This is a genomic window from Mycobacterium senriense, assembly GCF_019668465.1.
In the GTDB taxonomy this organism is placed as follows: Bacteria; Actinomycetota; Actinomycetes; order Mycobacteriales; family Mycobacteriaceae; genus Mycobacterium; species Mycobacterium senriense.
Genome location: NZ_AP024828.1, coordinates 2,129,927 through 2,147,570, shown reverse-complemented (window position 1 = coordinate 2,147,570; position 17,644 = coordinate 2,129,927). Strand labels below are relative to the sequence as shown.

At 67.6% G+C, this 17,644-nt stretch carries 14 protein-coding genes; 8 read left to right on the top strand and 6 right to left on the bottom strand.

The window, feature by feature from the left end; genetic code table 11:
• Nucleotides 1-23: 23 nt before the first annotated feature.
• Nucleotides 24-509, top strand: coding sequence for a ribonuclease E activity regulator RraA (rraA, locus tag MTY59_RS10215; protein WP_221045532.1), 486 nt, complete (start codon nt 24-26; stop codon nt 507-509).
• 4 nt (nt 510-513) lie between these two features.
• Here rraA and MTY59_RS10210 read toward each other — a convergent pair whose 3' ends face one another.
• The gene (locus MTY59_RS10210; RefSeq protein WP_221045531.1) at nt 514-1,983 is read right to left on the bottom strand and encodes a flavin-containing monooxygenase; all 1,470 of its coding nucleotides are present in this window, start codon (nt 1,981-1,983) and stop codon (nt 514-516) included.
• A 71-nt stretch (nt 1,984-2,054) separates the two neighbouring features.
• Between MTY59_RS10210 and MTY59_RS10205 the strand changes: the two genes are divergently transcribed.
• The 3 genes from MTY59_RS10205 (at nt 2,055) to MTY59_RS10195 (ending at nt 4,640) form a co-directional block, all read left to right on the top strand.
• Nucleotides 2,055-2,699 carry a TetR/AcrR family transcriptional regulator gene (locus MTY59_RS10205; RefSeq protein WP_415822750.1) on the top strand — a complete coding sequence of 215 codons (645 nt, stop codon included), beginning with the start codon at nt 2,055-2,057 and terminating at the stop codon, nt 2,697-2,699.
• Nucleotides 2,700-2,729: 30 nt separating this feature from the next.
• The gene (dinB, locus tag MTY59_RS10200; protein ID WP_221045529.1) at nt 2,730-3,944 is read left to right on the top strand and encodes a DNA polymerase IV; all 1,215 of its coding nucleotides are present in this window, start codon (nt 2,730-2,732) and stop codon (nt 3,942-3,944) included.
• 222 nt (nt 3,945-4,166) lie between these two features.
• Nucleotides 4,167-4,640, top strand: a complete 474-nt coding sequence (locus tag MTY59_RS10195; protein WP_250160795.1) for a SpoIIAA family protein — start codon at nt 4,167-4,169, stop codon at nt 4,638-4,640.
• 43 nt (nt 4,641-4,683) lie between these two features.
• On the opposite strand, the gene MTY59_RS10190 is transcribed toward MTY59_RS10195, so the two are convergent.
• Both MTY59_RS10190 and MTY59_RS10185 read right to left on the bottom strand, forming a co-directional pair.
• Nucleotides 4,684-5,691 carry a PHP domain-containing protein gene (locus MTY59_RS10190; RefSeq protein ID WP_221045528.1) on the bottom strand — a complete coding sequence of 336 codons (1,008 nt, stop codon included), beginning with the start codon at nt 5,689-5,691 and terminating at the stop codon, nt 4,684-4,686.
• Nucleotides 5,692-5,713: 22 nt separating this feature from the next.
• On the bottom strand, nt 5,714-6,148 hold the full coding sequence (locus tag MTY59_RS10185) for a hypothetical protein (RefSeq protein WP_221045527.1): 435 nt from the start codon (nt 6,146-6,148) through the stop codon (nt 5,714-5,716).
• A gap of 50 nt (nt 6,149-6,198) precedes the next feature.
• On the opposite strand from MTY59_RS10185, the gene MTY59_RS10180 reads away from it, so the two are divergent.
• Nucleotides 6,199-7,050, top strand: a complete 852-nt coding sequence (locus MTY59_RS10180; RefSeq protein WP_221045526.1) for an LLM class F420-dependent oxidoreductase — start codon at nt 6,199-6,201, stop codon at nt 7,048-7,050.
• A 394-nt stretch (nt 7,051-7,444) separates the two neighbouring features.
• Here MTY59_RS10180 and MTY59_RS10175 read toward each other — a convergent pair whose 3' ends face one another.
• On the bottom strand, nt 7,445-8,911 hold the full coding sequence (locus tag MTY59_RS10175) for a glutamate synthase subunit beta (RefSeq protein WP_221045525.1): 1,467 nt from the start codon (nt 8,909-8,911) through the stop codon (nt 7,445-7,447).
• The gene (gene gltB, locus MTY59_RS10170; RefSeq protein WP_221046368.1) at nt 8,904-13,487 is read right to left on the bottom strand and encodes a glutamate synthase large subunit; all 4,584 of its coding nucleotides are present in this window, start codon (nt 13,485-13,487) and stop codon (nt 8,904-8,906) included. The genes MTY59_RS10175 and gltB overlap by 8 nt, the downstream gene beginning before the upstream one ends.
• A 633-nt stretch (nt 13,488-14,120) precedes the next feature.
• Between gltB and MTY59_RS10165 the strand changes: the two genes are divergently transcribed.
• Nucleotides 14,121-15,377, top strand: a complete 1,257-nt coding sequence (locus MTY59_RS10165) for a MinD/ParA family ATP-binding protein (protein ID WP_221045524.1) — start codon at nt 14,121-14,123, stop codon at nt 15,375-15,377.
• 3 nt (nt 15,378-15,380) lie between these two features.
• On the opposite strand, the gene sigI is transcribed toward MTY59_RS10165, so the two are convergent.
• Nucleotides 15,381-16,238 carry an RNA polymerase sigma factor SigI gene (gene sigI, locus MTY59_RS10160; RefSeq protein ID WP_221045523.1) on the bottom strand — a complete coding sequence of 286 codons (858 nt, stop codon included), beginning with the start codon at nt 16,236-16,238 and terminating at the stop codon, nt 15,381-15,383.
• A gap of 111 nt (nt 16,239-16,349) precedes the next feature.
• Between sigI and MTY59_RS10155 the strand changes: the two genes are divergently transcribed.
• Together MTY59_RS10155 and MTY59_RS10150 are read left to right on the top strand one after the other, a co-directional pair.
• Nucleotides 16,350-17,201: an NAD(P)H-binding protein gene (locus MTY59_RS10155; protein WP_221045522.1), complete on the top strand. Its 852-nt coding sequence runs from the start codon at nt 16,350-16,352 to the stop codon at nt 17,199-17,201.
• A gap of 1 nt (nt 17,202) precedes the next feature.
• A complete protein-coding gene (locus MTY59_RS10150; protein ID WP_221045521.1) occupies nt 17,203-17,643 on the top strand; it encodes a nitroreductase family deazaflavin-dependent oxidoreductase in 441 nt (146 codons plus the stop codon).
• The last annotated feature ends 1 nt before the right edge of the window (nt 17,644 follow it).

Genomic DNA, 17,644 nt, shown 5'->3' with positions numbered 1-17,644 from the left:
CGGCAAGCGTTAACGTGTCAGAAGTGACGGTGTCTTTCCGGCCGACGGCCGACCTCGTAGACAGCATCGGTCCCGACGTACGCAGCTGCGACGTGCAATTCCGCCAGTTGGGCGGGCGGGCCGAATTCGCCGGTCCGATCAGCACCGTACGTTGCTTTCAGGACAACGCGCTGCTGAAATCGGTGCTCTCGGAACCGGGCAGCGGCGGGGTCCTGGTCATCGACGGCGACGGCTCCCTGCACACCGCGCTGGTCGGCGACGTCATCGCCGAGCTGGCCCGGTCCAACGGCTGGGCGGGGCTCATCGTCAACGGCGCCGTGCGCGACTCGGCCACGTTGCGCGGCATGGACATCGGCGTCAAGGCGTTGGGCACCAATCCCCGCAAGAGCAGCAAGACCGGTGCCGGCGAGCGCGACGTCGAGGTCACCCTGGGCGGGGTGACGTTCGCGCCGGGCGAGATCGCCTACAGCGACGACGACGGGATCGTCGTCGTCGCCGCGGCCGAGTGATCCGTTAAACCGCCACCGGGGCAGGTTTTTTCGCGAACTTCAAGCCTTCGTCGTCGACCCTGCCGCGCCGGATCGTGCGCATGTCGATGAAGTAGTTCTGCTTGAGCCGCCACGGTGCACGCGACCCCGACTTGGGCAGCAAGTGCATCGAACGCCGGAAGTAGCCGGGGGTGAAGTCCATGAAGGGCAGCTCGTCGACGTCCTTGCCCGGATGCTGCGGCTCCACGAAGTCAAAACCGTTGGCGTCCATGTAGTTCAGCAACCGGCAGACGAACTCGGAGACCAGGTCGGCCTTCAGCGTCCAGGACGCGTTGGTGTAGCCGAAGGTGATGGCGAAGTTCGGCATGCCGGAGAACATCATGCCCTTGTAGGTCATCAGTGAGGTCAGGTCGACGACCTCACCGTTGCGGGTCGGCTTCACGCCGCCCAGCAGCTGCATGTTCAATCCCGTTGCGGTGACGATGATGTCGGCGGTCAATTCCTCGCCCGAGGCCAGCTTGATGCCGGTCTTGGTGAACCGGTCGATGGTGTCGGTGACGACGTCGGCCTTGCCGTGCCGGATGGTCCGGAAGAAGTCGCCGTCGGGGGCCAGGCACAGCCGCTCGTCCCAGACGTTGTAGCGCGGGCCGAAGTGCTTTTCGACGTCGTAGCCTTCCGGCAGCCGCCGCTGCGCCATCGTCATCAACGTCTTGCGCATGTAGCCCGGGGCCTTGCGGGACAGCTGGTACTGGAAAGTGCTGAACGCGATGGCTTTCCAGCGGTTGGCCATGTGCGCCAGGCGCTCGGGCAGCAGCCGGTTGGCCTTCTCGGCGAACGGATCGACCCCGGGCAGCGATCCGATGTAGGTCGGTGAGCGCTGCAGCATCGTCACATGACCCGCGCCCGAATTCACCAGGGCCGGAATCAGGGTGATCGCGGTGGCACCGGATCCGATGACGACGATCCGCTTGCCCGCGTAGTCGAGGTCCTCGGGCCAGTGTTGCGGGTGGACGATGGTTCCGCCGAAGTCGTCCGAGCCCGGGAAGGTCGGCGAGAACCCCTCGTCGTAGTTGTAGTAGCCGGTGCAGGCGAACAGGAACGAACACGTGATCTCGCTCTGCTGGCCGTCGCTCTCGACGGTCACGGTCCAGCGGTTGTCGGTGTCGGACCAGTCGGCGGCCACCACCCGGTGCCGGTAGCGGATTTTCGGCTCGATCTGGCTCTCGACCGCGGTCTCCCTGATGTAGGCCTTGATCGAGGCCCCGTCGGCGATCGACTTCGCCGAGCGCCAGGGCTTGAACCGGAAGCCCAGGGTGAACATGTCCGAGTCCGACCGAATGCCCGGGTACTTGAACAGGTCCCAGGTGCCGCCCAGGTCGGCGCGGCGTTCGAGGATGGCGTAGCTCTTTGTCGGGCAGCGTTCCTGCAGGTGCCAGGCCGCGCTCACGCCAGAGATACCGGCGCCCACGATGAGGACGTCAAGATGCTCAGTCATGACCGCAACGCTATCAACACCGTGTTGAGCCAGTCAACACGGTGTCGGAACTTTCGACAACGTGTAAAGTAGTGGCCGTGACTAGCGTCGGTTCGGCCCGCACCCACCGGGGCAGGCGTTCGGCGCGCCCGTCCGGCGACGACCGCGAACTGGCCATCCTGTCCACCGCCGAACAGCTGCTGCGGGAACGCCCGCTCGCCGACATCTCCGTCGACGACCTGGCCAAGGGCGCCGGCCTTTCCCGGCCGACGTTCTACTTCTATTTCCCGTCCAAGGACGCGGTGCTGCTCACCCTCTTCGAGCGCGTGATCATGGAGGCCGACTCCGCGCTGGAGACCCTGGTCGCCAACCCACCCGCCGACCTCAAAGCGTTGTGGCGCATCGGGATCAACGTCTTCGTCGAGACCTTCGGGGCGCATCGCGCGGTGTCACTGGCCGCCGAGGCCGCGCGCAGCAACAAGGATGTCGACGACCTGTGGTCGCGATTCATGCAGAAATGGGTCGACCACATCACCACCGTGATCGAAGCCGAACGCGCCCGCGGCGCGGCGCCGGTGACGCTGCCGGCCCACCACCTGTCCGCTGCGCTGAACCTGCTCAACGAAAAGGTCATGCTCAGCGCGTTCGCTGACGGGCGACCGTCGGTGCCCAGCGAGCAGCTGCTCGACACGCTGGTGCACATCTGGGTCAGCAGCGTGTACGGCGAGGCATGCTGACAGCCGCTTGTCGGCGCCCTATGCGAACATATGTTCGTGCGGTGCGATGCGTCCATCCTGCACGCGGACCTCGACTCGTTCTATGCGTCCGTCGAACAGCGCGACGACCCGACGTTGCGTGGCCGGCCGGTGATCGTGGGCGGCGGTGTAGTGCTGGCCGCGAGCTACGAGGCCAAGGCCTACGGCGTACGCACCGCCATGGGCGGATCCCAAGCCCGGCGGTTGTGCCCGCAGGCCGTCGTGGTGCCCCCGCGGATGAGCGCCTACTCGCACGCCAGTGACGCCGTCTTCGACGTGTTCCGGGATTGCTCCCCGATCGTCGAGGCGCTGTCGGTGGACGAGGCCTTCCTCGATGTCGGCGGGTTGCGCCGGGTCAGCGGCACGCCGGTCGCGATCGCCGAGCGGCTGCGGGTGGACGTGCGCGACCGCGTCGGGCTGCCGATCACCGTCGGCGTGGCCCGCACCAAATTCCTCGCCAAGGTCGCCAGCCAGGAGGCCAAGCCGGACGGGCTGCTGCTGGTGCCGCCCGATAGGGAGTTGACCTTCCTGCGGCCGCTGCCGGTGCGCCGGCTCTGGGGTGTGGGCGCGGTGACCGCCGAGAAGCTGCGCGCGCACGGCATCGTGACCGTCGCCGACGTCGCCGAGCTCAGCGAGTCCGCGCTGGGCTCCATGGTGGGCGGTGCGATGGGACGCCAGCTGTACGCGCTGTCGCGCAATATCGACCGCCGGCGGGTGACCAGCGGGGTCCGTCGCCGATCCGTCGGCGCGCAGCGGGCGCTCGGCCGCGCCGGAAACACCATGTCGCCCAACGAGATCGACGCCGTAGTGGTCAACCTGATCGACCGCATCACCGGCCGCATGCGCGCCGCCGGGCGCACCGGTCGCACGGTGGTGCTGCGGCTGCGCTTCGCCGACTTCGGCCGCGTGACCCGGTCGCACACGTTGCCGTGGGCCACGTCGTCCACCGCACCCCTGCTGGCCGCCGCGCGCCGGCTGGTCGCGGACGCGGCACCGCTCATCGCGCAGCGCGGCCTGACGTTGGTCGGGTTCGCGGTGTCGGGCATCGACCGCAGCGGCTCCCAGCAGCTGATGCTGCCCTTCGGCGAGCCGAAGCATCGCGTGCCGGGCGACGACATCGACGCGGCCATCGACCGAGTGCGCCGCCGCTACGGCAAGTCGGCGCTCACACCTGCGGTGCTGCTGGGCCGCGACGGGGGCTTCGAAGTGCCGCACCTGCCCGACTAATTGGCACCAGCCGCCATGCCGCTGCTCCCCGCCGCCGGGTCAGGCCCGCGGCGTAGCGCGCACCTATCCAGCCCGAAGCGCGTACGCTACCGTAGCACTAGGCAATAGTTGCACTAGGAGATTGATCCGTGCCGGTCGCTTGTGCCTGGGCGCCCTCGCCATCACCGGTACGGCATCTCGCGATCGACAGTGAAGGCCGTAGTGCTGATAGAACTTACGAGTTTGCCTGATGGCATCCAGGGACTGGAGGCCGTCGGCACGGTGACGGCGGCAGATTACGATCGGGTCTTTGCGCCGCTGGTAGATCGCGCGCGGCGCACAGGAGCCCGGATGCGGCTGTTGTATCAATTCGGCCCAGGCTTCGAGCGGATCACGCCGGGTGCATTGTGGGCGGACACGCGACTTGGACTGGACTACGTGCGGCGGCTCGATGGTTGCGCCGTCGTGAGCGACATCGGTTGGATTCGGGCGCCGGCACGCGGCATCGGGGCATGGATGCCGTGCCCGGTGCGGGTGTATGGCAACAACGAACGCGACGACGCCGCAGTCTGGCTGACCTCGCTTCCGGGGGCCGCTGAAGCGTCGATGCGGGACATGGCCAAGGCCTTTGTCGGCGGAACCTTCGCAGCGGTCGGGGGCCTTGCGGGGCTTGCCATTTCTGCGGGTCTCAACAACGGCCGCCACGGGACTCGTTGATCGCGGCCGTCAAGCGTGCATTCCAGCCGGCTCGCGAGCGTGGTCAGTTCGTCCCCGTCCACTCCAGCAACTTGTCCGCCGGCCAGGTGTTCACGATCCGGTCGACGGGGACGCCCGCGTCCAACGCGCGCTGGGCGCCGTAACCCAGGAAATCCAGCTGGCCGGGCGCGTGGGCGTCGGTATCGATGGTGAACACGCACCCGATCTCGAGCGCCAGGTTCAACAGCCGGGTCGGCGGATCGCGGCGCTCGGGCCGGGAGTTGATCTCCACCGCGGTGCCGTGCTCGCGGCACGCGGTGAACACCGCCTCGGCGTCGAACTTGGATTCCGGCCGGATGCCGCGATTTCCCGAGACCAGCCGGCCGGTGCAGTGACCCAGCACGTCGGCGTGCGGATTCGCCACCGCGCGCAGCATGCGCCGGGTCATCGCCGGGGCGTCCATCGACAGCTTGGAATGCACGCTGGCCACCACCACGTCGAGGCGCTCCAGCAGCTCGGGTTCCTGATCGAGGCTGCCGTCGTCGAGGATGTCGACCTCGATCCCGGTCAGGATGCGCATCGGCGCGAACTTCTCCCGCAGGCCGTCGATCACGTCAAGCTGTTTGCGTAACCGCTCCGGCGAGAGGCCGTTGGCGATGGTCAGCCGCGGCGAATGGTCGGTCAGCGCGCAGTACTCGTGCCCCAGCGCCGCGGCGGACGCCATCATCTCGTCGATCGGCGCCGAGCCGTCGGACCAGTTGGAGTGCAGATGCAGGTCGCCGCGCAGCGCGGAGCGGATGTCGCCGCCACCGAGATCCTCGGCGCTGGACCGGAGTTCGACCAGCAGATCGGGCTCGCGGCCGGACCACGCCTGGTCGATGACCTTGGCCGTCTTGGGACCGATGCCCGGCAACGACTGCCAGCTGTTGGCCTGGCCGTGCCGCTCCCGGCTCGCCTCGTCAAGTCCCTCGATGATGTCGGCCGCGTTGCGATACGCCATCACGCGCCTGGGGTCGTGGCGGCTCCGGTCCTTGAAGTAGGCGATCTGCCGTAACGCCGCTACCGGATCCATGACTCCAGTGTGCCCGCCCGGCTCACAACAGCTGCCCGGCGACGAACCCGGCGAGCAGCACACCGAACCCGCCGATCTCCCCGGCGATCAGCAACGCCATCGCCACCGCGATGCTCCGGTCGGCGTTTTCGAACTGGTTGACGGTGTCGCGTCGCGCCCCGTGGTAGATGTAGGCCAGGATGGCCGCCACGAAAAAGAAGACGACCACGCCGGCGGCCGTCAGGTTCACCCACACCGGCCAGGCGCTCAGTTGCACGAAGACTGCGAGCAGCAGCGTCGCGAACGAATACAGCAGCGCCGCCCGGTGGGCGATGTCCACGTAGGGATGCGCAAGGTGGTTCTCGGCCGTCATCATCTCGCGGTATTTCCACACGCCCAGGATCAGCGCGAGCAGGAAGATCAGGCCGGCCGCCAGCACGGTGATCTTGGTGTCTATTCCGAGGGAGCCAGAAGTCATCGCCGCCCGAGTTTAGTTGCCCTTCATAAACATCGACTAACGTCGGTGGCATGCGATTCGCGTTCAAGACTTCTCCGCAGAACACCACCTGGGCACAGATGCTGGCCGTCTGGCAAGCGGCCGATGACATCGAGGTCTACGAGTCCGGGTGGACCTTCGACCACTTCTATCCGATCTTCTCCGACAGCAGCGGGCCCTGCCTGGAGGGCTGGACGACGTTGACCGCGCTCGCGCAGGCCACCAAGCGGCTGCGGGTGGGCACCCTGGTGACCGGGATCCACTACCGCCATCCCGCGGTGCTGGCCAACATGGCGGCCGCCCTCGACATCATTTCGAACGGGCGGCTCGAGCTGGGGATCGGCGCCGGCTGGAACGAGGAGGAGTCCGGGGCCTACGGCATCGAGCTGGGCAGCATCAGGGAACGCTTCGACCGCTTCGAGGAGGCGTGCGAGGTGCTGACCAGCCTGCTCAGCCAGGAGACCACTGATTTCGACGGAAAGTTCTACCAGCTCAAGGGTGCCCGCAACGAGCCCAAGGGGCCGCAGCGGCCGCATCCGCCGATCTGCATCGGCGGTAGTGGGGAGAAGCGCACCCTGCGGATCACCGCCCGCTACGCCCAGCACTGGAATTTCGTGGGTGGCCCCCCCGACGTGTTCGCCCACAAGCGTGACGTGCTGGCCTCGCACTGCGCGGACATCGGCCGCGACCCCAAGGAGATCACACTCTCGGCCCACCTGCGGCTGGAGCCGGATCTCGATTACGGGAAGGTCATCGCGGACGCCGCCGGGCTGGCCGCCGAAGGCTTGGATCTGGGCATCGTCTACCTGCCGCCGCCGCACGACCCGGCCGTGCTGGAGCCGCTCGCCGAGGTGATCCGCGACTCGGGTCTATGGGAGCGGTGAGGCCGCTTTCGGGGCGCATCCCCGGTCGTCCGGGCGCAAAACCCACCGGACGCACTCTGAGCAAACCCGCCTCACGCCGGTAAAGGCGTCGGCCGGGCGATCAAGCGCCGAAGAGCAGCAAGTCCTGAGCGGTCACCAGACGCTCGTGCTTGGCGGGAAATTCGCGGCTTTTCATCGGGTGGCGCAACCATGACCAGGCGATTCGCCCCATCCGTGTACGAGGTAATGGGTGAGTATGCACAAGAATCTCTCCTGCGATTGGCCGTTCAACCGAGAAACCGGTGTGACCCCCATGTGAGCGGGCTCACAACGGAGTATTAGACACCAACCGTCTGGCAAACAGTGGGAGACTCGCCGGGCGAAGCCGGGCGTGTTCCTGGTGTGACTGGTGTTACTACTGAAGCGGCACCGCCGTGGGTTTGACCGGCGCCGGCAGCGCGGTCGACCCCATCAGGAATCGGTCCGCCGCGGCGGCGGCGGCCCTGCCTTCAGCTATGGCCCAGACGATCAGCGACTGGCCACGCCCCATGTCACCGGCGACGAAGACGCCCGGCACCGACGTGTCGAAATCGGCGCCGCGAGCGACATTGCCACGCTCGGTGAGCTTCACCTCGAGGTCGCTGAGCAGCCCCTCCTTCTCGGGCCCGACGAATCCCATCGCCAGCAACACCAGGTCGACCTCGAGTTCGAACTCGGAGCCCTCCACCTTGACGAACTTGCCGTCTTGCATGGTCACCTCGTGGGCCTTGAGCCCCGTCACGTGACCGTCTTCGCCGACGAATTCCTCGGTATTGACCGAGAACACCCGCTCGCCGCCCTCTTCGTGCGCCGAGGACACCCGGTACATCAGCGGGTAGGTCGGCCACGGGGTGGACGGTGCGCGCGTCTCCGGCGGGCGCGGCATGATCTCGAACTGGTGAATGATCGTCGCACCCTGGCGGTGCGCGGTGCCCAGGCAGTCGGCCCCGGTGTCGCCGCCACCGATGATGACGACGTTCTTGTCCTTGGCGGTGATCGGCGGCTCCCCGTCGGGCCCGAGCACGTCGTCGCCCTCCTGCACGCGGTTACCCCACGGCAGGTATTCCATCGCCTGGTGGATCCCGTCCAGCTCACGGCCGGGGATCGGCAGATCACGCGCGTCGGTGGCGCCGCCGGCCAGCACCACGGCCTCGAAGTCGGCGCGCAGTTGCTCGGCGGTGATGTCGACTCCGACGTTGACCCCGGTCCGGAATTCGGTTCCCTCGGCCCGCATTTGGTCCAGCCGGCGGTCGAGGACGCGCTTTTCCATCTTGAATTCCGGGATGCCGTAGCGCAGCAGTCCACCGATGCGATCGGCCCGCTCGAACACGGTGACGGTGTGGCCGGCGCGAGTCAGCTGCTGGGCGGCGGCCAGACCCGCCGGACCGGAACCGACCACGGCGACCTTTTTTCCGGTCTTCGTATCCGGCGGCAACGGCCGCACCCAGCCCTCGTCGAAGGCCTTGTCGATGATCTCCAGCTCGATCTGCTTGATCGTCACCGGATCCTGGTTGATACCCAGCACACAGGCCGGCTCGCAGGGAGCGGGGCACAGGCGCCCGGTGAAGTCCGGGAAGTTGTTGGTGGCGTGCAGTCGCTCGATGGCGTCGCGCCACCGGTCCCTGCGCACCAGGTCGTTCCACTCCGGAATCAGGTTTCCCAGCGGGCAACCGTTGTGGCAGAAGGGAATACCGCAGTCCATGCAGCGGGTCGCCTGCTCGCGCAAGGTCTCGTTGTCGAACTCTTCGTAGACTTCATGCCAGTCGCGCAACCTAATCGGGACAGGCCGACGCTTCGGCAGTTCCCGATGCGTGTATTTCAGGAAGCCGCTCGGATCAGCCATGCGCCGCCGCCATGATCGCCTTGTCGACATCCACGCCGTCGCGTTCCGCTTCGGCGATGGCCTGCAACACCCGCTTGTAGTCCCGCGGCATCACCTTGGCGAAGTGCCGCTGGTGTTGCGGCCAGTCACCCAGAATGCGCTGGCCGACAGCGGAATCGGTGGCATCAACGTGTGCCTGAATCATGCCGTGCAACCACTCGTAGTCATCTTCATCCAAGCTCTCGAGCTCGACCATCTCCGCGTTGAGATTGCCGGGGAATTCGCCTTGCGGGTCGTAGATGTAGGCCACGCCGCCGGACATGCCCGCCGCGAAGTTACGGCCGGTGCGACCGAGGACGACAACCTTGCCGCCGGTCATGTACTCGCAACCGTGGTCGCCGACGCCCTCGACGACGGCGTGCGCCCCGGAGTTACGGACCGCGAACCGCTCGCCGACGACGCCGCGCAGGTACGCCTCGCCGCTGGTCGCGCCGAACAGGATCACGTTGCCGCCGATGATGTTGTCCTCGGCAACGTAGTCCTGGGGCGCGTCGTCCGACGGCCGGACCACGATCCGGCCACCCGACAGGCCCTTACCGACGTAGTCGTTGGCGTCGCCGTAGACGCGCAGCGTGATGCCCCGCGGCACGAACGCGCCGAAGCTGTTGCCCGCCGACCCGTCGAAGGTGATGTCGATGGTTCCGTCCGGCAAACCTTGTCCGCCATAGGCTTTGGTGACCTCGTGGCCGAGCATGGTGCCCACCGTGCGGTTGACGTTGCTGATGGTCGTGGAGAACCGCACCGGCTTTCCGGAGTCCAGCGCCTCACGGCTCATCACGATCAACTGCTGGTCCAGCGCCTTGTCCAGGCCGTGGTCCTGACGCGAGCTGCAGTACAGGTCCTGGTTCATGAACGCCGACTCCGGCTCGTGCAGCACCGGGCCCAGATCCAGCCGGTGCGCCTTCCAATGGGCCCGCGCCAGCGTCATGTCCAACGACTTCACCTGGCCGACGGCCTCGTTGAGCGTCCGGAATCCCAGCTGCGCCATGTATTCGCGGACCTCTTCGGCGATGAACATGAAGAAGTTCTCCACGAACTCGGGCTTGCCGGTGAAGCGTTCGCGCAGCACCGGGTTCTGGGTGGCCACCCCGACGGGGCAGGTGTCCAGGTGGCAGACCCGCATCATGATGCAGCCGGAGACCACCAGAGGCGCGGTGGCGAAACCGAATTCCTCGGCGCCCAGCAACGCCGCGATCATCACGTCGCGCCCCGTCTTGAGCTGACCATCGACCTGGACCACGATCCGGTCGCGTAATCCGTTCAGCAGCAACGTCTGCTGAGTCTCGGCCAGCCCCAGCTCCCACGGAGCCCCGGCGTGCTTCATCGAAGTCAGCGGCGTCGCACCGGTGCCGCCGTCGTGCCCGGAGATCAGCACCACGTCGGCGTGGGCCTTGGATACCCCCGCGGCCACCGTGCCGACGCCGTTCTCGGATACCAGCTTCACGTGCACGCGCGCAGCCGGGTTGGCGTTCTTCAGGTCGTGGATCAGCTGCGCCAGATCCTCGATGGAATAGATGTCGTGGTGCGGCGGCGGCGAGATCAGGCCGACGCCCGGGGTGGAGTGGCGAACCTCGGCGACCCACGGGTACACCTTGTGCCCCGGAAGCTGGCCGCCCTCACCGGGTTTCGCACCTTGGGCCATCTTGATCTGGATGTCGGTGCAGTTCGCCAGGTAGTGCGACGTGACGCCGAACCGCCCGGAGGCGACCTGCTTGATCGAGCTGCGCCGCCAATCCCCGTTGGGATCGCGGTCGAATCGCTTGACGTCTTCGCCACCCTCACCGCTGTTGGACCGGCCGCCCAGCCGGTTCATCGCGATCGCCAGCGTCTCGTGCGCCTCGGCGGAGATCGAGCCGTAGCTCATCGCGCCGGTCGAGAAGCGCTTGACGATCTCGCTGGCGGGCTCGACTTCGTCCAGCGGGATCGGGGGGTTGATCCCGGCCCGGAACTTGAGCAGGCCACGCAGGGATGCCATCCGCTCGCTCTGGTCGTCGACCAGGCGGGTGTAATCCTTGAACACCTTGTATTGGCCGGTGCGCGTGGCGTGCTGCAGCTTGAAGACGGTCTCGGGGTTGAACAGGTGGTACTCGCCCTCGCGACGCCACTGGTATTCCCCGCCGACCTCTAGCTCGCGGTGGGCCCGCTCGTCCGGCCGATCCAGGTAGGCCAGCGCGTGCCGCGCGGCGACGTCGGCGGCGATATCGTCCAGGGTGATGCCGCCGATGGGGCAGCTCAAGCCGGTGAAGTACTCGCTGAGCACGTCCTCGGAAATGCCAACCGCCTGGAACAACTGGGCACCGGTGTAGGACGCCACCGTCGAAATGCCCATCTTGGACATGACTTTCAGCACGCCCTTGCCGGCCGCCTTGATGTAGTTGCTCAGCGCCGTCTTGCGGTCGATGCCTTCGATGACGCCGCGGTCAAGCATGTCCTCGATGGACTCGAACGCCATGTACGGGTTGATGGCCGCCGCACCGAAGCCGACCAGCGCGGCCATGTGGTGCACCTCGCGGGCGTCACCGGTTTCCACCACCAGCCCGACATGGGTCCGGGTCCGGTCGCGCACCAGGTGGTGGTGCACCCCCGCGACCGCGAGCAGCGACGGGATGGGTGCCATCTTCTCGTCGGATTCGCGGTCGGACAGGATGATCACGCGCGCGCCGTCAGCGATCGCCGCCGACGCCTGCGCGCGCACCTCCTCGAGCGCGGCGGCCAGCCCGGCGCCGCCCTCGGCGACCGGGTACAGGCAGCGAATCACCTTGGAGCGCATGCCATGCGGGCGACCGTTGACCTCGTCCTCCGGGTCGAGGTTGACCAGCTTCGCCAGCTCCCGGTTACGCAGAATCGGCTGCGACAGCGCAATCTGGTGACACGAGCGCTCGGTCGGCGTGAGCAGGTCGCGCTCGCCGCCGGTGGTGCCCTGCAGGCTGGTCACCACCTCCTCGCGGATGGCGTCCAGCGGCGGGTTGGTCACCTGCGCGAAGAGCTGCTGGAAGTAGTCGTAGAGCATCCGGGGCCGCTGCGAGAGCACCGCGACCGGAGTGTCGGTGCCCATCGACCCGATCGGCTCGGCGCCGCTGCGCACCATCGGCGCGACCAAGAGGTTGAGTTCCTCGTAGGTGTAGCCGAATGTCTGCTGACGCTTGACCAGTCGGTCGTGAGGCATCCGCTTGTAGTTGCCCTGCGGCAGGTCGTCGAGCGGCACCAGGTTCCTGTCCAGCCACTCCTGGTAGGGGTGCTCGGCGGCCAGCTCCGCCTTGATCTCCTCGTCGGCGACGATGCGGCCCTGCGCGGTGTCCACCAGGAACATCCGGCCGGGCTGCAACCGCATCCGGCGAACCACCTTGGCCGGGTCCAGGTCCAGCACACCGGCCTCGGACGCCATGACCACCAGGCCGTCTTCGGTGACCCAAATCCGCGAGGGGCGCAAGCCATTTCGGTCGAGCACGGCGCCGATGATGGTGCCGTCGGAGAATGTGATCGACGCGGGGCCGTCCCACGGCTCGATCAACGAGGCGTGGTACTGGTAGAACGCCCGCCGCGCGGGGTCCATCGACTCGTTGCGTTCCCAGGCCTCGGGGATCATCATCAACACCGCGTGGGCCAGGCTGCGCCCGCCCAGGTGGAGCAGCTCGAGCGCCTCATCGAAGCGGGCAGTGTCGGATGCCCCAGGTGTACAGATCGGGAACAACTTCTCGACGTCGGCTTCCGTTCCGAAAACGTCGGTCTTGATCAGCGCCTCGCGGGCCCGCATCCAGTTCTCGTTGCCTGTGACGGTGTTGATCTCGCCGTTGTGTGCGACGCGGCGGAACGGATGCGCCAGCGGCCACGACGGGAAGGTGTTGGTGGAGAACCGCGAGTGCACGATGCCCAGCGCGCTGGTCAACCGATCGTCTTGCAGGTCAAGGTAAAACGCCTTGAGCTGCGGGGTGGTCAGCATGCCCTTGTAGACGAACGTCTGACCGGAAAGGCTTGGGAAATACACGGTTTCGCGGCCGGGGCCGTCCTGGCCCGGGCCCTTGGTGCCCAGTTCGTGCTCGGCGCGCTTACGCACCACGTAGGCGCGGCGCTCCAGCGTCATACCGGATGCGCCCGCCATGAATACCTGGCGGAAGGTCGGCATCGCGTCACGGGACAACGCGCCCAGTGACGAGTCGTCGATCGGCACGTTGCGCCAGCCCAGCACGGTCAGGCCCTCGGCTTCGGCGATCTTCTCCACCGCGGCACACGCCGTCGCCGCGTCCTTGGACGACTGCGGCAGGAAGGCGATGCCGGTGGCGTAGCTGCCCTCCGGGGGCAGCTCGAAGTCCACGACCTCGCGCAGGAACGCGTCCGGGACCTGAAGCATGATGCCGGCGCCATCGCCACTGCGCGGCTCGGCGCCCTGGGCACCCCGGTGTTCGAGGTTCAGCAGCGCAGTGATTGCCTTGTCCACGATGTCGCGGCTACGACGGCCGTGCATATCGACGACCATGGCAACCCCGCACGAGTCGTGCTCGAACGCGGGGTTGTATAACCCGACGCGCTTGGGCGTCATATGCACCTGACCCTTCACCTGAACGTTCTGCGCGGCCGTTAGCAGCGGCCCCACCGAGGTCGCACCCGAAGGTTGCGGGCTAGAACCCCGTCGGTCTTGTCTCGATGGGCTGTGCCCCAGGCGGAGATGATCCTGTTACGGATGTCCGTGCAGCTCTGAACGGTGGCCTGGAACCGGTCTCGACAAGTCGTAAAACGATATGACAATACCCGCCTGACATGCCAACTTCGACAAGTCTAGCCGCCAGTAGCCAGCGCCGTAAATTTCGCTGCGCCCGTTGACCCTCCATTGTGCCAGCCCGTTGTCCGGGGCCAGGAATTCTTTCCATAGCTGCGCGTATTCCAGGGATTCCGGTTCCGGCGCGGCCCCGCGCCAAGAGTTTGCTGACGTGCGCCCTTGATGGCTTCCCGAGGTTACTGGGTGCGGGCATGAACGTGCTCAGCGCCCAGCCAGGGGCATCGCCGCTACGCGCCGCCGAGTTTGCAGGTTCGCGCACGAGGCGCCTCGGGAGATACTGGACGGGGAGTGATCACACCCGGCGCCGCAGGTTGGACCGTGGCGCTTATCACGTAATACGTTCGTCGCGGCCGGCCCATCGGCGCGACGAACGACCGCCCGGCACGCGAGGAGCCCATGAACGAGCGCGACGAATTCCTGCGGGACCGTCTGCAGCCCGGGCGGCCCAGCACCCCGGCGCCCCGCCCGTCGGGCCCCGCCCCCCAACAGCCCCAGCCCGCCCCCCACGAGCCCCGCCCCGCCGCCGCGCCTCCCGCGGCCCAGCGGCCCGCTCCCCCGCGTCCGCCGTCGGCTCCGCCTGTCCCACCCGCCGGTCCGTCTGCGCCGCCGCCGAACTGGTCACCGCCCACTCGGTCGGTGCCGGCCGCCCCGCCTTCGTTCCGCCCGTCACCCCGGCAGCCCAGCCACCCCGCACCGCCTGCGGCGCCGCCACAGGCGCCCCCCACCGGCCTTCCCAAGGGGGATGAGTTACCCGACCGCGGCTGGCGACGCGTCGTGCGGCTGCTCACCTTCGGCCTGATCAAGCTGGGCCCGTCGCCCGCCCAGCAGCAGGAGGCCCAGTTCGAGGCGGCCATCCGGACCCGCCTGTACGGGAACCGCAAGGTCGGCGTGCTGGGCAAGGGTGGCGTGGGAAAGACGTCGGTGGCCGCGAGCGTGGGCTCGTTGTTCGCCGGACTGCGCAAGCAGGACCACGTCGTGGCGATCGACGCCGATACCGCCTTCGGCCGGCTCAGCAGCCGCATCGATCCGGCCTCGACGGGCTCGTTCTGGGAGCTCACCGCCGACAAGAACCTGCGGTCGTTCGACGACGTGGTGGCGCGGCTCGGGCGTAATGCCGCGGGTCTGCACGTGCTCGCCGGCGAACCGGCGTCGGGCCCGCGCCGGGTGCTCGATCCGGCGATCTACCGGGAGGCCGCGCTGCGGCTGGACCGCCATTTCACGATCTCGGTCATCGACTGTGGCTCGTCGATGGATGCGCCGCTCACCAAGGAAGTCCTGCGCGACCTGGACGCGCTGATCGTGGTGTCCTCGCCCTGGGCCGACGGCGCGTCCGCCGCCGCCCGCACCATGGAGTGGCTGGCCGACCAGGGCTTGGACACGCTGCTGCGGCACACCATCGTGGTGCTCAATGATTCAGACGGGCATGCCGACAAACGGACCCGGGCGCTGCTGGCTCGCGAGTTCACCGATCACGGCCGGCCGGTGATCGAAGTGCCCTACGACCCGCACCTGCGGCCCGGCGGCGTCATCGACGTGAGCCAGGAGATGGCTGCGGCCACGCGCCGCAAATTCCTCGAAGTCACCGCGACCATCGCCGGCTACTTCGCGGCGCAGCCCGACGACGCGAAAGACCAGCGGCCGACGGACAAGTGAGATCTAGGCGCGCGCCGAGGGGTCGGCGATCGCCTCGATCTTCATCACCCGGGATTCGCGGATCGTCAGCACGATGACGGCGAACAGGCGACGCTCGCTGAAGGCCAGCAGCACCGGTCCCCCGGCCGGACCGCTGACCAGGGTCACGTCCGGCCACAGGTAGCGCAACAGGTTGGTGGCCACCGCATCGGGCCCGTGGTTGATCTGCGGTGGCGGGGCCGGATCCGCGAGGATCGTGCCCACGCCCCACACCGTCGGATCCAGGACTGCGGCCAGCTCCTGCAGGTCACCGTTGGCGCATGCGGCGATGAACTTTTCAGTCACCAACTGGTGCTCGGCGGTGGTGACGTCGGCCAACTTCGGTTGCGCCGCTTCGAATTTGGATCGCGCCCGCCGCGCCAGCTGACGGCAGGTGCCGACCGGGCGGCCCACGGTCTGCGAGATCGACTCGAAAGGGACGCCGAATACGTCGTGCAGCACGAAGGCGACCCGTTCACCGGGACTGAGCCTGCGCAAGACTTCGAGCAGCGCGGTGCGGATCTCGTCGTCGAGGGTGACCCGGTCGGCCGGGTCGATGCGGCGCGGCGCGGGTTGGTCTTCGACGTCGCCCGGGCGCTCGTATCGGGCGCGGGCCGAGCGCACCTGGTCGAGGCAGAGGCGGCTCGCCACCACCGTCAGCCAGCCGCGGGTGTCCTCGATCTCGCTGACGTCGGCGCGTGAGAGTCGCAGAAAGGCCTCTTGCGCAATGTCTTCCGCCTCGCCGATGTCACCCAGCATCTGGTAGGCGAGGTTGACCAGGTATGGACGATGCCGACGCCAGGCCTCATTGACCTGATCGCTGGCTGACGGCGACTGGTTCATGACTCTTCGACGATCCGCTGGGCAAAAAGTTACACGTTCTTGCGATGTAACTTTCCCACCTTTTGCCCCGTCGTTTCAGCAGTGCAGGAAGTTCACGGAAGGAACCCCATCATGACCATCGTCGTCACGGGCGCGACCGGCAACGTCGGGCGCCCACTCGTCTCCGAACTGCTGGCCGCGGGAGCCCACGTTCGGGCGGTCACCCGGCAACCGGCACCGGCCGGCTTTCCTCCGGAGGTCGAGGTGTTCGGCTCGGCCACCGACGCGCTGCCCGGCGCCGCCGCGGTGTTCCTGAACTCGCGAGCGCTGGGTGGGCAACTGGAAGACGTGGTGGCGCAATGCGCGCGGGGCGGAGTGACCAAACTGGTCGCGCTGTCGGCGATCAATGCCGACGATGACGTCGCGCGGCAACCGTCCCGGTTTCGCGGGGATCGCAACCGGGAGGTCGAACGCCTCGCCATCGCCTCCGGTCTGGCCTGGGTGAGCCTGCGCCCCACGGTGTTTGCGACGAATTTCGCCGGCATGTGGTCCGCGCAGATCCGCGCCGGCGACGTGGTCGCCGGGCCGTACGCCGCAGCATCGACGGCGCCCATCGTCGAGGCGGACATCTCGGGCGTCGCGGCCCACGCATTGCTCACCGATGACCTTGTCGGACAGCGGGTCCCGCTGACCGGCCCCCGGTCGTTCACCAACTCGGAGCTGGTCGAGGTCATCGGCGGCGTCCTGGGCCGGGCGCTGCAGTATCGCGAGATTCCAGCCGAAGCCGTGCGACAACGCTTCATCGGTTTGGGTTTCGGCAGTGGCTTCGCCGACGCCTACATCGCCATGCTGGCCGAGACGCTCGACGCCCCCGCCCTGGTGACCCACGACGTGGAGAAGATCCTCGGCCGCCCGCCGGTTCCGTTCGCGCACTGGGTTTCCGAACACCGCAGCATGTTCGACAACGAGAAAGTAGGAATCTGAGATGACCGATCCGCGTCCCCCGCGCTACCTCAAGCCGATGAACAAGTTCATGATGGCGGTCCAACGACTCGGCATTCCGACCGGTCCCGCCATGGTGCTCACCGTGCCCGGCCGCAAGTCGGGTCAACCACGCAGCACCCCGATGACGCCATTCAGCTTCCGCGACGGCCTCTATGTGGTGGCGGGCTATCCCGGTGCCGACTGGGCGGCCAATGCCCGGGCCGCGGGCACCGGCACCCTCAGCCGGGGCCGACGGTCACGCCGGGTGAGGATCGTCGAACTCGCCGCCAATGAGGCCAGGCCGGTGCTGCGGGCGTTCTCCACCGAAGTTCCGGTCGGGGTGGCGTTCGCGAAGCGGTCGGGGATGGTGCGCGACGGAACGGCTGATGAATTCGAGGCACTGGCGGGGCGGCTCGCCGTCTTCCGCTTCGATCCTGCGTAGC

Excerpts from the sequence above, each read along its gene's own strand:
- MTY59_RS10155 (WP_221045522.1), top strand. The coding sequence starts at position 16,350 with ATGACCATCGTCGTCACGGGCGCGACCGGCAACGTCGGGCGCCCACTC.
- MTY59_RS10185 (WP_221045527.1), bottom strand. The coding sequence starts at position 6,148 with ATGACTTCTGGCTCCCTCGGAATAGACACCAAGATCACCGTGCTGGCG.
- MTY59_RS10165 (WP_221045524.1), top strand. The coding sequence starts at position 14,121 with ATGAACGAGCGCGACGAATTCCTGCGGGACCGTCTGCAGCCCGGGCGG.
- MTY59_RS10175 (WP_221045525.1), bottom strand. The coding sequence starts at position 8,911 with ATGGCTGATCCGAGCGGCTTCCTGAAATACACGCATCGGGAACTGCCG.
- MTY59_RS10180 (WP_221045526.1), top strand. The coding sequence starts at position 6,199 with ATGCGATTCGCGTTCAAGACTTCTCCGCAGAACACCACCTGGGCACAG.
- MTY59_RS10210 (WP_221045531.1), bottom strand. The coding sequence starts at position 1,983 with ATGACTGAGCATCTTGACGTCCTCATCGTGGGCGCCGGTATCTCTGGC.
- gltB (WP_221046368.1), bottom strand. The coding sequence starts at position 13,487 with ATGACGCCCAAGCGCGTCGGGTTATACAACCCCGCGTTCGAGCACGAC.
- sigI (WP_221045523.1), bottom strand. The coding sequence starts at position 16,238 with ATGAACCAGTCGCCGTCAGCCAGCGATCAGGTCAATGAGGCCTGGCGT.
- MTY59_RS10150 (WP_221045521.1), top strand. The coding sequence starts at position 17,203 with ATGACCGATCCGCGTCCCCCGCGCTACCTCAAGCCGATGAACAAGTTC.
- dinB (WP_221045529.1), top strand. The coding sequence starts at position 2,730 with ATGTTCGTGCGGTGCGATGCGTCCATCCTGCACGCGGACCTCGACTCG.
- MTY59_RS10190 (WP_221045528.1), bottom strand. The coding sequence starts at position 5,691 with ATGGATCCGGTAGCGGCGTTACGGCAGATCGCCTACTTCAAGGACCGG.